The 14,772-nt window shown below is 69.9% G+C and carries 14 protein-coding genes; 8 read left to right on the top strand and 6 right to left on the bottom strand.

Annotated elements, in window-relative coordinates:
* The first annotated feature begins 6 nt into the window (after window positions 1-6).
* Entirely contained in the window at window positions 7-1,494 is a 1,488-nt protein-coding gene (locus tag ACH35V_RS24205) for an ASCH domain-containing protein (RefSeq protein WP_395975248.1), read from the top strand.
* A 214-nt stretch (window positions 1,495-1,708) separates the two neighbouring features.
* On the opposite strand, the gene ACH35V_RS24200 is transcribed toward ACH35V_RS24205, so the two are convergent.
* The 3 genes from ACH35V_RS24200 to ACH35V_RS24190 all read right to left on the bottom strand — a co-directional run bounded on the left by ACH35V_RS24200 (window position 1,709) and on the right by ACH35V_RS24190 (window position 4,416).
* Window positions 1,709-2,191, bottom strand: a complete 483-nt coding sequence (locus ACH35V_RS24200) for a hypothetical protein (protein WP_395975247.1) — start codon at window positions 2,189-2,191, stop codon at window positions 1,709-1,711.
* A 10-nt stretch (window positions 2,192-2,201) separates the two neighbouring features.
* Complete coding sequence (locus tag ACH35V_RS24195) at window positions 2,202-2,813, bottom strand: hypothetical protein (RefSeq protein ID WP_395975246.1); 612 nt, start codon at window positions 2,811-2,813, stop codon at window positions 2,202-2,204.
* A 1,108-nt stretch (window positions 2,814-3,921) separates the two neighbouring features.
* Window positions 3,922-4,416: a CGNR zinc finger domain-containing protein gene (locus ACH35V_RS24190; RefSeq protein ID WP_395975245.1), complete on the bottom strand. Its 495-nt coding sequence runs from the start codon at window positions 4,414-4,416 to the stop codon at window positions 3,922-3,924.
* A gap of 105 nt (window positions 4,417-4,521) precedes the next feature.
* On the opposite strand from ACH35V_RS24190, the gene ACH35V_RS24185 reads away from it, so the two are divergent.
* On the top strand, window positions 4,522-5,403 hold the full coding sequence (locus tag ACH35V_RS24185; protein WP_395975244.1) for an alpha/beta fold hydrolase: 882 nt from the start codon (window positions 4,522-4,524) through the stop codon (window positions 5,401-5,403).
* A 37-nt stretch (window positions 5,404-5,440) separates the two neighbouring features.
* Here ACH35V_RS24185 and ACH35V_RS24180 read toward each other — a convergent pair whose 3' ends face one another.
* The 3 genes from ACH35V_RS24180 to ACH35V_RS24170 are packed head-to-tail and all read right to left on the bottom strand — an operon-like array spanning window position 5,441 to window position 8,183.
* Window positions 5,441-6,157 (bottom strand): helix-turn-helix transcriptional regulator, encoded by a 717-nt coding sequence (locus ACH35V_RS24180; protein WP_395975243.1) that lies wholly within the window; start codon window positions 6,155-6,157, stop codon window positions 5,441-5,443.
* Between the two features lie 29 nt (window positions 6,158-6,186).
* Window positions 6,187-7,137, bottom strand: a complete 951-nt coding sequence (locus tag ACH35V_RS24175; protein WP_395975242.1) for an alpha/beta fold hydrolase — start codon at window positions 7,135-7,137, stop codon at window positions 6,187-6,189.
* A 17-nt stretch (window positions 7,138-7,154) separates the two neighbouring features.
* Entirely contained in the window at window positions 7,155-8,183 is a 1,029-nt protein-coding gene (locus ACH35V_RS24170; RefSeq protein WP_395975241.1) for a PHP domain-containing protein, read from the bottom strand.
* A gap of 84 nt (window positions 8,184-8,267) precedes the next feature.
* Here ACH35V_RS24170 and ACH35V_RS24165 point away from each other — a divergent pair, with 84 nt between their 5' ends.
* The 6 genes from ACH35V_RS24165 (at window position 8,268) to ACH35V_RS24140 (ending at window position 14,740) form a co-directional block, all read left to right on the top strand.
* Window positions 8,268-9,566, top strand: coding sequence for a sensor histidine kinase (locus ACH35V_RS24165; protein WP_395975240.1), 1,299 nt, complete (start codon window positions 8,268-8,270; stop codon window positions 9,564-9,566).
* Window positions 9,563-10,228, top strand: coding sequence for a response regulator (locus tag ACH35V_RS24160; RefSeq protein WP_395975239.1), 666 nt, complete (start codon window positions 9,563-9,565; stop codon window positions 10,226-10,228). Before ACH35V_RS24165 ends, ACH35V_RS24160 begins: the two co-directional genes overlap by 4 nt.
* A 131-nt stretch (window positions 10,229-10,359) precedes the next feature.
* Complete coding sequence (locus tag ACH35V_RS24155; RefSeq protein WP_395975238.1) at window positions 10,360-11,322, top strand: alpha/beta hydrolase; 963 nt, start codon at window positions 10,360-10,362, stop codon at window positions 11,320-11,322.
* Window positions 11,315-12,583 carry an acyltransferase gene (locus ACH35V_RS24150; protein WP_395975237.1) on the top strand — a complete coding sequence of 423 codons (1,269 nt, stop codon included), beginning with the start codon at window positions 11,315-11,317 and terminating at the stop codon, window positions 12,581-12,583. The genes ACH35V_RS24155 and ACH35V_RS24150 overlap by 8 nt, the downstream gene beginning before the upstream one ends.
* Window positions 12,559-13,503, top strand: a complete 945-nt coding sequence (locus ACH35V_RS24145) for an alpha/beta hydrolase (RefSeq protein ID WP_395975236.1) — start codon at window positions 12,559-12,561, stop codon at window positions 13,501-13,503. The genes ACH35V_RS24150 and ACH35V_RS24145 overlap by 25 nt, the downstream gene beginning before the upstream one ends.
* Before the next feature lie 64 nt (window positions 13,504-13,567).
* Window positions 13,568-14,740: a PucR family transcriptional regulator gene (locus tag ACH35V_RS24140; RefSeq protein WP_395975235.1), complete on the top strand. Its 1,173-nt coding sequence runs from the start codon at window positions 13,568-13,570 to the stop codon at window positions 14,738-14,740.
* The last annotated feature ends 32 nt before the right edge of the window (window positions 14,741-14,772 follow it).

Genomic DNA, 14,772 nt, shown 5'->3' with positions numbered 1-14,772 from the left:
TCTCTTTTGCCCCGCAACGGGCAGTCGACGTCGTTGATCTCGCCGAACAGCGTCCTGGCCAACGCCCTGCTGCGCACCATCGACCTCCTCCGGCCGCGGGTGCTGGCGACCCGGCCGGCGCGGATCGAGTTCGTGGTCGGCACCCAGATCAACGGAGCCCCGCATCTGGGCACCAACCTTGTCCAGACCGCCGCGTTCCTGCTGGCCAAGACCGCCCGCCGCGAGTTCTCCATCGACACGATGGTGCGCTTCGGGGCACTGGACAACGCCCCGCACGACGTCGTGCTCGACCCCGAAACTCACCACGCCTACCAGCAGACCTATATCCATGCTCTGGGCAAGGACAAGATCACTGAACTGATCGACACCTACTATGTCGAGTTCTTCGACTCGTTGTCCGAGGCCACCGACACCGACTACGCGGTGGAGACCTACACCGGCCAGCAGGCAACACCGGGGTTCCGGGCGGAATTTCTGCGCACTCTGGAACGGCTGGAGGACATTCGCTGGTGGATGGCGCCCTCGCATGGCACCGTCCACATCCGCATTCCCTGTTCCGACTGCGGCTGGGCGGAAAAACGCGCCGACCGGACCAAACTGGTCCGGCTCGACGAGGACGGCGCCACATTCACCGCAGTCTGCCTGGACCACGGCCCCTATGAGAGCCACGTCGACCCCGAAGACGACCAGCCCTACCTCGACCTGGCCACTCTCTATCGCAACCTGGTCAAAGAACGCGCATTCGGCCGCGACCGGGACGTCCTGCACGTGATGATGAAGGGCGGCGACTGGGCCTTCGGCTGCCAGCTCGTCGACGGCACGCTGGGCGCTCTTGGCACCCCTGCCGCGCAAATGCCGATGCGGATCTTCACCCCACAGGTCCTCGCGCCGACCGGAGCGAAGCTGTCCAAGTCGCTGTTGCGCGGGCAGGGCAAAGACGCCCTGCCCGCCGATGTCGAACCCTGGATGCTCGATACCACTACCTGGCCCGGCGAACTCGACAACTACGTCGACTCACTCGTCTGGCTCGTTGGCCGGCTACTTACCGACCCCAAGCACTTCTTCCGCTCGTTCACCGTCAAGGAACTCGGCCGCCTCATGACCGCACGACCCGCCACCCTGCCCATCCGCGCCCACGAAATGGGCATCTACAAACGCTATTTCGACCTGATTGCGACCGGCCGCAAGACCACCGAGATCCGGGTCAACGACTCCAGCCGCAAGAAGATCAAGGAAGGTTCGCTGATCCGGTTCCGCTGCCAGGGCGATCAGATCCTCACCCGGGTCACCCGAATTGTCCGCTACACCAGCTTCGAGGAAATGTTCGACCACGAGACCATCACCTCGGTCAATCCTCTGGCCACACGGGAGGAACAGCTCGCGAACATCCGGCAGATCTATCCGCCCGAACGGGAAGCCCTGGGCGTCGTCGCCATCGGCATCGAACTCGTCGACCCGCCACGCACCGACCTGGCAGCAACGCCCCCGACATAGGGAACTGGACACCTGATGCCAGTCAAGCGAGTTGTAACCTTTCGCTGTAGTTGGCCTGGTCGTATCGAGTTGTCACGCAAAGCCCGCCGGGGATTCACTGCAGATCGCCCGTAGATTTCAACGGATTTGGCCTCGATGCGAGCGCCGCCATGCACCAACGACCGGCGACTACCAGCTACGAAAACCTTGTGTGAGTCGGGAACTACACCCATTGTTATGAGCTGTAAGTGTGTGGAGGGCCCAGAATCGGTTCGGCATAGTTGGCCGCATCGTGTGGGCAACGCCAGACAGGCATTCCATCGACGGCTTCAGCCATCATTGGATGCTGATGATTCGGGCAGGCAGGGGCTGGCCGGCCTGAACCAATCTCCATGATGTAATCCTGAATATGGGAAGCCAACGCGACGACCGCGTCAGGCTCTGAAACACCAAGAGGGTACAGAGCGTATCCGATATTCTTTCGACCACTTTCACTGAGCGTGATCCGGACATGGGAGAGTGACTCGTCGGCCGAGATATCAGCATCGACGCTCCCTGAGTGCAACTCCAGGATCAGGTGATCGGCGCCGGGCATGTCCTCGGTTCCGTAGGGGGCGACTTCTATGATGTTGACGTGAGTGCATGCGTCACTGCCGAGGCGATCGAGAATCGCCTCGGCAGTGTCACGCACATGCGTGAGAAGTCGTTCGTGAACCATGTGCTCGATTCTATTGGCGCACCTGTACGGTGCCCGCGGTGGTGAGGGTTCCCGTGCCCGTCTGGCCGCCTACATTGACGCGGAAGACATAGAAGTCATTGTAATCGATGTCGTCACCCCACCACACTGGTCCGAGAGTGCCGTGGAACTGGTAGTCAGGAGAAACCACGTGTGGGGCGTTCCACGGCCTGGCCTGGCCGTTCTGCCACCAAGCCATGCCTCGTTCCGCCACCAGGCCGGTGATGATGGCTCGCAACTCGGGGGAGATCTTGTAACCCCAGGGAAGAGTGCTGGTTCCGGGGGCACCGCAGTAGAGGGCTATGGAGAAGTATCCATTGTTGTCCATTCTCCCGATCTTTTGACCGCACTGCAGAACATCGGCGAGTCGCTGATTCCGTACCTGGCCGCGGGTCAGAGCGTGACGTAAGCCGCTGGCTTTGCTCTTCGATAAACCTGCGCCGGGAAACTTGATCACGAGCTTCGATCTATGATCGGAGTCGCCGCCTTCGATGGTTATGCTCTTGACGTTATCCGCGCCCACCGCCGCCGATGCCGGAGCAGTTGCGAAGAGCCCACCAATGAGCAACACCCCCATCGCGGCTATTGCGATGAGCGAGCGCACGAATGCCGACACATTGTTCGTTTGAGAGGACGATTGCATGCGGAAAATGACCCTTTCGATTGGAGCGTCCTGGCGTCCGATAGCGCCAACCAAAGGGGCGATCTTACTGTTGCCTTCCCCCTTTTTGGCGCCTTGATTCCCTCCGTCGGATTGCCTTGGGATTTTTGGTGTGTGTTGATCGTCTCCTCAACAAGAGGAATACGACAGCGAACGTAACACCCCCGTGCGGCGTCGGGCAAGATCCAGTAGGTCTTGCCGATAGTGACCACCAATTCGACAGAGAGTTGCGAACTCAGACACTATCGGCCTCGATTCCCAGATCAGGACCTACCCTTAAGAGGGGGTGTAGGTGCAGGTAGCTTCTTGGGAGAAGGGAATGGTCTCCCTGGGTGATTTGGCCGCATGTGGACATGGATCTTAGATCCCGAGCGGTTGTCGCTACCGAAGGGGCGAAGGCGCGTAGTGCCCTTTTGGCCCGCAACTGGTGGAGCGCCACCTCTATGTAGACCGCGCTCCACAAAACGACACAACTCAAAACGATATCCAGAACGCCGAACTGATCCCTTTAACGTCATTCGGGTTGGATGACGTTATCCGCTTGCGTTGGTCGCCCAGGTGGCGCGCTGGTCACAAGGCGACGTCCTACCGGTGATCGGCCGTGCGCACGCGCTGCGTCTGCTGTGGCATCGGCGGCTGGGATCAATCTCACCGCCCCGCCTCGCGCTAACCGGGGGGGCAGATCCCCTGAAAGGGGCCACCTTTCGAGAAAGGTCTCACGAGTGCATCGGGCCGAGCTGCCGGAGGTCATCCGGACAAAGGCCGAAGGCCGTGCCGGGGCCATCTACTCGGCTGCGCCGAGACCACGCGCACCGCCGGACTCAGGAGCAGGGATGTGCGGCTCCTTGAAGCGGAAGTGATGGTGGGCGGAGGGCGTGACAGCCCCTGTGCCGGGGTTCTTGGACGAGTTCGAGGGGCGGACGACGTAGTCGGTCGGTGGGGCGACATCTCGTCGAAGCCGCAGTCGAGGGCCAGTTCGTCCAGGAGGGACGTGGGCGGGCGCGATCGATGCGGCAGACGCGGGCGTCGTTGTGGAGGTGGCGTCAGGCGGTTAGGGGCCCTTTTGTTCGTGGGTGCGGTTGTAGTGGCGGCGGGCTTTTTCGCGGTTGCCGCAGGCGGCCATCGAGCACCAGCGGGCACGGTTGGCGCGGCTGCGGTCGAGGAGGAAGAGCTGGCACTCGTCGTTGGCGCAGGGGCGCAGTCGGCCGGGTAGTTGCTTCTCGGTGGCGGCCCAGGCGAGGACCATCTCGACGGCCAGGCGGGCGTGCGGGGGTGTGTTCACCTTCCAGCGAAGACCGTCCGAAGTGAGCTCTGGGGTCTGGTGGACCCCCTCTAGCAGCGGGCTCAACGCGGTGGGCGGGCTTTCTCCCTTCACCACGTCCCGCAGGATGTCCCGCGCCTCGCGCAGCAGGGCCAGTTCCGCGGGGCTTCCTTCGCCGCCGTGCTCCCGCGCCCAGCGTGTGCCGCCGGCCGGGTCGCCGAGCGCGTCCTGTTCCTCGCCGTTGACCAGTGGCCTGCTGTTGAGCAGGTCCAGTAGCGCTTCCATCGGGTGCCGCTCTCCTCCTAACCAGATCGGATGCTTTGACAGGTTAGCCCATTCCGTGTTTACATGGCGAAGACCTAACCGGATTAGCTGCGTGAAGGGGTTAGAATGAGTTCGGTGCGCTACCAGACCGCCACTGTCGACGGCCGCAAGATCTTCTACCGGGAGGCCGGTCCCGCCGACGGGCCCGCGATCGTCCTGCTGCACGGCTTCCCGACCAGCTCGTTCATGTTCCGCGAGCTCATCCCGCTGCTGGCCGAGGACTACCACGTCATCGCGCCGGACCACCTCGGCTTCGGCCACTCCGACTCCCCCCACGTGGACGAGTTCACCTACACCTTCGACGCCCTCGCCGAACTCACCTCCGGGCTGCTCGACCAACTGGGCCTGGACCGCTACGCCATCTACGTCCAGGACTACGGCGCCCCCATCGGATGGCGCCTCGCGCTCCAGCACCCCGAACGGATCTCCGCCATCGTCACCCAGAGCGGCAACGGCTACGAGGACGGTTTCGTCGAGCCGTTCTGGGCCGACCTCTGGGCGTACGGGGCGAACCCCGGCCCCGACACCGAACCCGCCGTCCGCGCCGCGCTGAGCGTCGAGGCCATCAGGTGGCAGTACGTGCACGGCGTGCCCGACCCGAGCCTGGTCAGCCCGGACACCTGGGAGCACGACCACGCGCTCGTCTCCCGCGAGGGCAACGACGAGGTCCAGCTGGCGCTGTTCCGCGACTACCAGAACAACCGCCCGCTCTACCCGCCGCTGCACGAGTTCCTGCGCACCAGCGAGGTCCCGGTGCTCGCCGTGTGGGGCCGCAACGACGAGATCTTCGGCCCGGCGGGCGCGCTCGCCTTCGCCCGCGACGCCAAGGACGCGGAGGTGCACCTGATCGACGGCGGTCACTTCCTGCTGGAGAGCCATCTGGACGTCGTCGCGGGTTACATGCGCGGCTTCCTCGGGCGGGTGCTGCGCCAAGGGAAGCCCCGGTAGAAGGGTGGCCCCGGACGGAGGGCCTGTGTTCGGACGCTCAGACGAGTTCTAGTGGGCGGACGATGTAGTCGGTCGGCGGGCGCGTCATCTCGTCGAAGGCGCGTTCGGGGGCCCGTTCGTCCAGGAGGGCGGCGCGGCGGACGCGGTCGATGCGGAAGACGCGGGCGCCGTCGCGGAGGCGGCACCAGCCGATCAGGTACCAGTGCAGTGAGACCGCGGTGAACGCGGCCGGTTCGACGTCGCGTTCCGTTTCGGTGCCGTCGGCGTCCACGTAGCGGAGCCGGACGACGCGGCGGGCGGACATGGCCTCCTCCAGGACGGCGGGCACCGAGGTGGGCGCCGGGTCGGGCCGGCCCCCGTCCGGCGGCGTCATGAACCGGACGCGTTCGGCCAGCTCGCGGGCCGAGGCGCTGTCGGCCGCCGACATCGCGGCGACGATCTTGTGCAGGGCGGTGCGGGCGGACCGGGAGTACGGCGACCCGCCCGCCCTGGACAGGGTGATCGCGACGGCCACGGCCTCGGCGGGCGTGAAGTTCAGCGGCGGCAGCGTGCGGCTCTTGTCGAGGGTGTAGCCGCCGCCCCGGCCCACGTCCGCGAAGATCGGCACCCCGGCCTGCTGCAGCGCGCCGATGTCGCGCTCGATCGTGCGGACGCTGACCTCGTACCGCGCGGCCAGCTCACGGGCGCTGACCCGGCGCGGCGCGCAGGCCCGCAGCTCCTCCACCAGTGCGTACAAGCGGTCGGTGCGGTTCACGCGGTGACCGTACGCCCCGCCTCCGACATTCAGAGGCCGCGCAGGAAGGCGATCATGGCGTCGTTGACCTCGGCGGGGCGCTCCTGCTGCGTCCAGTGGCCGCAACCGGACAGCCAGACGGTGTCGCGGAGGTTGGGCACGAAGTCGCTCATCGAGGCGACCGCATCCCGCGCGCCGACGGCGGTGACGTCACGGTCACCGGCGATGAACAGGGCGGGCGGGCCGATCCGCGCGCGGTGCCACGCGGCGGTGAGCTCCCAGTTGCGGTCGAGGTTGCGGTACCAGTTGACAGGCCCGGTGAAGCCGCTGGACGCGTACTCGTCCACGTAGGTCGCGACGTCCTCTTCCGTTAGCCAGGCCGGCAGTTTCTCCGGTTCCGCGAGCGTGTCGAGGAAATCTCCGCCGTCCGGGATGGTCAGCAGGGGCGCGGGGGCGTCCCCCGACAGGCCGTACAGGGCGCGGCGGAACGTCACCACCCGGTCGCGGTCGAAACCGGCCTCGGGGAAGTCCGGCCGCTGGAAATGGACCATGTAGAAGCCGTCGCCGAACAGGCGGCGCATGGCCGCGACCGGCGGGCCGCTGCCGCGCGGGCGGTGCGGCACCGACATCCCGATCACGCCGCGCACCTTGTCAGGACGCATCTGCGCGGCCGCCCACGCGACTGGGGCGCCCCAGTCGTGCCCGGCGACCACGGCGCGGTCGGCGCCGAGCGCGGAGATCAGGCCGACGGCGTCCCCCGCCAGGTGCAGGATCGAGTACTGGGCGACTTCCGCCGGGCCGCCCGTCCGGGCGTAGCCGCGCTGGTCCGGCGCGACGGCGTGGAACCCGGCCGCGGCGAGCGCGGTGAGCTGGTGCCGCCACGAATACCAGCACTCGGGGAAGCCGTGCAGGAGCAGCACGAGCGGCCCCTCCCCCGCCTCGGCGACGTGCATACGCAGCCCGCTCTCCGACTGGACGAAGCGATGCGTGATCTCGGTCATCGGTACCCCCAGGGTCCTCAGAGTTGGGCGCGGGTCCAGGCGAGGAGGTCGTCGGCGGGCAGGGCGTTGACGAGCTGGGACTCGGGGACGGCGCAGCGTGCGGCCCGTTCGCAGCCGTAGGGCTGCCAGTCGAGCTGGCCGGGGGCGTGGGCGTCGGAGTCGATCGCGAACCGGCAGCCCGCCTCGACGGCCAGGCGGAGGAGGCGTTTCGGCGGGTCGAGGCGCTCCGGGCGCGAGTTGATCTCGACGGCGACGTCGTAGGCGGCGCAGGCGTCGAAGACGAGGGCGGCGTCGAACTCCGACTCGGGGCGCAGGCCGCCGCGTTTTCCGCCGGCCTTGACGATCCGTCCGGTGCAGTGGCCGAGGACGTTCACGCGCGGGTTCGCGATGGCCGCGACCATGCGTTTGGTCATGGCGACACGGTCCATGCGGAGCTTGGAGTGGACGCTGGCGACGACGACGTCCAGCCGGTCGAGGAGATCGGAATCCTGGTCGAGGGTGCCGTCCTCCAGGATGTCGACCTCGATGCCGGTCAGGACGCGGAACGGCGCGAGGTCCTCGTTCAGCTCGGCGACGATGTCGAGCTGGCGGCGGAGGCGGTCGGCGGACAGGCCGTTGGCGACCTTCAGGCGCGGGGAATGGTCGGTGAGGGCGAGGTATTCGTGGCCTAGGCCGCGTGCCGTCTCGGCCATTTCCCTGATGGGTGAGCCGCCGTCCGACCAGTCGCTGTGGGTGTGCAGGTCGCCTTTCAGGGCGGCGCGGATGGCGGCGGCGGCCTCGTCCACGGGCTCGCCTTCGGTGGCCTCCAGGCGGCGCAGGTAGACGGGGGTCTCGCCGCGCAGCGCCTCCTCGATCACCAGGGCGGTGACCTTGCCGATGCCGGGCAGGGCGGTCAGCGTGCCCGCCTTGGCGCGGGCCGCGAGGTCGTCGCGGGACGTCCGCTCGGCGAGGTCGGCGGCCGTGCGGAAGGCCCGCACGCGGTAGGTCGGCTCGTGGGCGCGCTCCAGCAGGAACGCGATACGGCGCAGGGCTTCGACGGGCTCCACGCATCGCACCGTACCCAGGTATGACACGACGTGTCCCACCACGGTGTCATCCGGGTGCGCCCCGGTCTTCTCTAGCCTGGGCTCATGGCCGGGGAGAACACGCTGCTGCGGTACGTCCTGCGGGACGTTCTCCTGGCAGCGGCGGTGACGGGCCGGGCCGACCCGGTGCCGCTCGACCGTCCCTGGCCGTTCCTGCTCAGATGGACGCGGTTCATCGGCGTCGGGCGGGCGCGGTTCGGAGTCGTGGTGAACGTCCTCGGGCTCGCGCTGACCGTCATCATGATCGGCGGGACGATCTCGCTGCTGTCGGACGAGTCGATGCGGCGCGGCGCCGAGATGTCCGGCGCGACCGAGCTGTTCATCGCGCTCGCGGTGACGGCGCCGTTCGTGCTGCGCGACCTGCATCCGCTCGCCGCGTGGCGGTGGAGCTTCCTGGGGACGGTGCTGGTCGACGTCGGCGGATGGCTGAGCACGACGTACGTCCCGTGGGGCGCGATCACCGCGCTCGCCTGCGTGTACACGGTGGCGGTGCGCTGCTCGCGGGAGGTCACGCTCGGCGTCGCGGTCCTGTCGTTCGCCGGAGTGTGGATCAAGGACGCGGACACGGCGCTCAACGCGTCGATACTGCTCGTCCCGCCGCTGGCGGTGGGGTACGCGGTCCGGCTCCGGCAGACGTCGCGGCGGCAGCTGGCCGAGCAGCGGCTGCGGCTCGCCTTCGAGGAGCGGCGGCACCAGGACGCCGAGGCGGTGCTGACCGAGCGGCAGCGGATCGCGCGGGAGCTGCACGACGTCGTCGCCCACCACATGTCGATGATCGCGATCCAGGCGGAGGCGGCGCCCTACAAGGTCGACACGATGCCGGACGAGACGCGCCGCGACCTCGCCGAGATCCGCGCGACGGCGCTGGACGCGCTGACGGAGCTGCGCCGGGTCCTCGGCGTCCTGCGCTCGGAGGACGGCGCCGAGACCGCGCCACAGCCCGGCCTCGACCGGCTGGACGAGCTGGTGGGCAACGCGCGGGCGGCAGGACTGCGGGTGACGACGCGGCTGGACGGCGACCTCGCCGGGCTCCCGCCGGGCGTGGGCCTCACCGCGTACCGGATCTTGCAGGAGGCGCTGAGCAACGCGATGCGGCACGCTCCCGGTTCGCAGGTGGAGGTCGAGGCGTCCCGCGCGGACGGCATAGTGTGGCTCGGCGTCGTCAACGGGCCGCCCGCCGACGGCCAGACCCCTGACCCGGGGCTTCCGGGCGGGGGCCACGGGCTGGTCGGGATGCGGGAGCGGGCCGCCGCGCTCGGCGGCGAGCTGACCGCCCGGCCCACACCGGACGGAGGATTCGCGGTGACCGCCAACCTGCCGGAGAAGGCACGGGACAGGACGTGACGATCCGCGTCGTGATCGTCGACGACCAGGGCATGGTGCGCGCCGGGTTCGGCGTGCTGCTGAACGCGCAGCCCGGCATCGAGGTCGTCGGCGAGGCCGTGAACGGCGAGGAGGGCCTGCGGCGCGTCGCCGCACTGCGTCCCGACGTGGTGCTGATGGACGTCCGGATGCCGGTCATGGACGGCCTGGAGGCGACCCGCCGCATCCTCGCGGGCGCCGCCGAGGACGCCCCGAAGATCCTCATGCTCACCACGTTCGACCTGGACGACTACGTGTACGAGGCGCTGCGCGCGGGGGCGAGCGGGTTCCTGCTGAAGGACGCGTCCGCGACGGAGCTGGCGGACGCCGTCCGGATCGTCGCGGCGGGCGACGCGCTGCTGTCGCCGTCGATCACCCGGCGGCTCATCGCGGAGTTCTCCCGGCTCGGCGGGCCGAGGGCGCCGTCACGCACGCGGCTGGCGGAGCTGACGGAGCGGGAGACCGAGGTCCTGACGCTGGTGGCGCGCGGCCTGTCCAACGGTGAGATCGCGCACGCGCTCGTCGTCGCCGAGCAGACCGTCAAGACGCATTTCGGGCGGATCCTGATGAAGCTCGAACTCCGGGACCGTCCGCAGGCGATCGTCTACGCCTACGAGGTCGGGCTGGTCCGTCCGGGCGACTGATACCCAGGTCGCATCTGTGGCACCTGGGTCGCATCCCGGAAGACCACACCGCCGGTTGATCCGCGCTACGGCCTCCGATTTCTAGCTTCCTTGTCAGTGCTTCACCCCACTGACCAGGGAGGACGTTTCGGATGCCCAGCGTTCGCAAGGCCGTGGCGGTCGTGTCCGTTCTGGCGATGGCCGGGTCCGCGGCCGGGTCGGCGGCCGCCGCGACCGGCGACACGGACGTGTACGCGGCCCCCGGCCCGGCGCCCGGCCTCTCGGCGGCGACGCTCGACCTCCGCCACCAGGCCGTCGACCGGGAGATCGGACGCGCGCTGGCGACCGCGCGGCACGTCCGCGACAGTGACCGGACGCGCGCCTTAACGGCATTCCTGGCCGACGGACGGCGGTTCCTGTCGTTCGATCCCCGAGGCCGCGGACGGGTCGTCGAGGTCATCGGCGACCTGCGGCGCGCCGACCGGATCGCCGTCGTCGTGCCCGGCGCGGACAACTCGCTCACCAACTACGACTCCCCCAAGTTCGCGGGCGGCGGCAGCCGCGCGCTCTACCGCCACGCCCGCGCCGCCGCGCCAGGCGCACGGCTCGCGGTGATCGCCTGGCTCGGCTACGACTCGCCGTCGTCGCTCAGCACGGGCGTCCTGACGAGCGGACGGGCCGAGGAGGGCGCGCCCGTCCTGCGCCGCCTCCTCACCGCCGTCCACCATGTGAACGGGCACGGACGGTTCGCGCTGCTCTGCCACAGCTACGGCTCGGTGGTCTGCGCCAAGGCCGCCCCGCATCTCGCGCCGCTGCCGGTGGACGAGATCGCCCTGTTCGGCAGCCCCGGCACCACGGCGGACGACGTCGCGGACTTCCGGACGTCCGCCCGCGTCTGGGCAGGCCGAGCGAAGGGCGACTGGACGCGGTACGTGCCGAACGTCCGCTTCGCGGGTCTGGGGTTCGGGCGCGACCCCGTCTCGCCGGGCTTCGGCGCGCTCCGCTTCGACGCCGGGACGGGCCCGCACAGCGCCTACCTGAAGCCCGGCTCCCGCGCGCTCCACAACCTCGCCCTGATCGCCCTCGGCCGCGCCGCGGAGGTCACCCGTGCTTGAGACGGCGCCGCGCCCGGCGGCCGTCCCCCAGGAGACCCCTCGTGACCTGGCCGTCGACGCGCTGCGCGCCTTCGCGATCCTGGGCGTCGTCCTCGGCCACTGGCTGGTCACCGCCTTCGTCACGGACGGCTCCAGAGAGCACCTCCGCGTGACGAGCCCGCTCAAAACGATGCCGGATCTCACACCCATCTCCTGGGTGCTGCAGACGCTCGCCGTGTTCTTCCTGGTCGGCGGCTATGCCGCAGCGAAAGGACTCCGTCCCGGCCAGCCATGGGCACCGAGGCTGCGGCGGCGCCTGGCCCGCTTCGCGCGGCCGCTGCCCGTCCTGCTCCTCGCCTGGCTCCCGGCCGCGGCCCTCCTCCGATGGGCCGGATTCTCGGCGGACGGCGTCCGCACATTGATCGAACTGGTGATCAGCCCGCTGTGGTTCCTCGCCGTCTACGTGGTGCTCACGGCGGCGACTCCCCTGATCGCGGCCGTCTGGGCCCGGCTCCGGCTCCACGGCGCCGCCCTGCTCGTCGCCGCGATCGCCGTGATCGACATCGGCCGCTTCGCGCTCGACGCGCCCGCCTGGACGGGCTGGGCCACCGTCCTCACCGGCTGGCTCGTGCCCTTCTACCTCGGCATCGGCTGGGCGGACGGGGCGCTGCGCTCCCGCCGGGCCGGGCTGGTCCTGCTGGGCGGTGGCGCGGCGGCGACCGCCGGGCTTGTCCTGTTCGCCGGGTATCCGGCGAGCATGGTCGGCGTGCCGGGCGCGGCGGTCTCGAACCTCAGCCCGCCCACGCTCGCGGCCGTGTCCTTCGGCCTCGCCCAGACGGGCCTGGCGCTGCTCCTCCACGGCCCGCTCACCCGCTGGACGCGACGCGCCCGGGTGCGCGCGGCGATCTCCGCGGCCGGCCGCTCCGCCATGACGATCTTCCTATGGCACCAGACCGCGTTGCTGGGCGTCACGGTCGGGGCACTGCTCGCCTTCGGTAGCCTGCCAGGACTGCACACCGCGCCTGACCAGCCGGAATGGGTCGCCGAACGGCTCGCCTGGCTGGCCGCCTTCGCCGTCGCGCTCGCCGCGCTCGGGGCCGGGGCGCACCGCCGTGAACGGCCCCGCGCGGCGCCCGGATGTGACACGCGCCACGACGCCCCCAGACGATCTTGGATGGTAGAAAGACCACGATGCCGCCGCCACGTACGATCGTCCCGAGGCGCGCCCGACGGCTCCGGAGAGCCCTGGCCTGCGCCGTGTCCATCACGGCGGTCCTGCTGACGACCGCCGGGACCGGGCACGCCGACCCCTACGCGCCGCCCGTCGCCGTCCCCGACATGGCGCCCTCCACGCTGGACGTCCGGTACGCGGCGGAGCGCCGGTCCATCGAGAGGGCCCTCACGACGGCGCAGGACGTCGGCGACACCGACCGGGCGCGGGCCCTCGGCGCGTTCCTCCGGCCGGGCCGCCGGTTCCTCTACTTCGACGCGCGCGGCAACGGACGGGCCGTCGAGGTCATCGGCGACCTAACCCGGGCGCGGCGGATCGCCGTCCTGGTGCCCGGGGCCGACACGACACTGACGACGTTCGACACGCGCGGCGGCAAGCCATGGTCGACACCGGGCGGCGGCGCGCACGCCCTCTACGCGCAAGGGCGGGCCGGGTCGCCCCAGCCGGGGTTGGCCGTGGTGGCATGGCTGGGATATGCGGCGCCGGAGACGTTCAGCAACGACGTCCTCACCGATGAGCGCGCGGGTGAAGGAGGTGTGGCGCTTCGGCGCTTCCTGAAGGGCGTCCACGCGGTCAATCCGTCCGCCAGTGTCGGGCTGCTCTGCCACAGCTACGGTTCCGTGGTGTGCGGCCGGACGGCACTGGACGGCCCCGACACCGCTGCCTGGCGGCAGGTCACCGACATCGCCCTCTACGGCAGCCCCGGCACCGCCGCGCCGACGGCCGCGAAACTGGACGGAGCCGCACGGATCTGGGCCGGACGGGGCACGACCGACTGGATGGAGGACGTCCCCCACGTCCGCGTCTTCGGGCTCGGGCTCGGGCCCGACCCCGTCTCGCCGGCGTTCGGGGCGCGGGTGTTCGACGCGGGAACCGGCGGCCACAGCGACTACCTCCGGCCCGGCTCCGCCTCGCTCCGCAACCTCGCCGCCATCGCGCTCGGACGCCCCGCCGAGGTCACACCCGGCTGACCGGCGCACGGAAAGGTGCGACCGCGATGGGCCGGTCACCTCCGGGTAATGGCACCCTGGGGAGGTGGACACCGCGAGCGAGGCCGAGATACGCGAGCAGACGACCCAGCGCCTGGAGAAGGCGATGGGAACGTTCGGCACCGCGGCGCTGAACCGCATGGAGGAGCAGCTCCCCTGGTTCCGGCGCATGCCCGCCGACCAGCGCTCCTGGATCGGCCTCGTCGCGCAGGCGGGCATCGCCGCGTTCGTCGAATGGTTCAAGAACGAGGAGAAGACCCGTCCGGCCATCGCCGGCGAGGTGTTCGGCACCGCGCCCCGCGAGCTGCTGCGCGCCATCAAGCTGCAGCACACCATCGACATGGTCCGCGTCATCATCGACGTGGTGGAGACCCGGCTGGACGAGCTGGCCGCGCCCGGCGGCGAGGCCCAGCTCCGCGAGGCGATCCTGCGCTACACGCGCGACGTGGCGTTCGGCGCCGCGCAGGTGTACGCCCGCGCCGCCGAGACCCGCGCCGCCTGGGACGCGCGGCTGGAGGCCCTCGTCGTCAACGCGGTGCTGCGCGGCGAGGTCGACGACGGCATGCACTCGTGGGCCGCCGCGCTCGGCTGGACGTCCAAGCCCGTCACCGTCATCGCCGGGTTCACGCCGGAGGACGAGGAGCCCGAGGTCACCATCGACCAGATGCAGCTGGCCGCGCGCCGCGCCCGCGCCGACGTGCTCGCGGGCGTGCAGGGGCGCCGCGTCATCGTCATCGTCGGCGGCGACACCGACCCGATGGACGCGGCCCGCCCGATCGCCGCCAAGTGCGGGCCCGGCCCCGTCGTCGTCGGCCCGCAGGTCCCCGACCTGTACGACTCGACCCGGTCCGCGCAGGCCGCCGTCGCGGGGCTGCGCGCCGCCGCCGGATGGCCGGACGCGCCCCGTCCCGTCCCGGCGAACGAGCTGCTGCCCGAGCGGGCCCTGGACGGCGACGACGACGCGCGCCGCCACCTGGTGGAGAACGTCTACAACCCGATGCTCGCCGCGGGCGCCCCGCTCCTGGACACCCTGACGACCTACCTCGAACAGGGCTCGTCGCTGGAGGCGACCGCGCGGCTGCTGTTCGTCCACCCCAACACCGTCCGGTACCGGCTCCGCCGCGTGTCCGAACTCACCGGCCTCGCGCCGACCGACGGGCGCAACGCGTTCACCCTCCGCATCGCGCTCGTCCTTGGACGCTTCCAAAAGCGCTGGTAATCACGGGCTTGTAGGGGTTGTACAAAGGGGTC

This window comes from Actinomadura sp. 1N219, from assembly GCF_044326405.1.
In the GTDB taxonomy this organism is placed as follows: domain Bacteria; phylum Actinomycetota; class Actinomycetes; order Streptosporangiales; family Streptosporangiaceae; genus Spirillospora.
The sequence above is the reverse complement of the archived record's forward strand: the minus strand, read 5'-3'. Positions and strand labels throughout refer to the sequence as shown.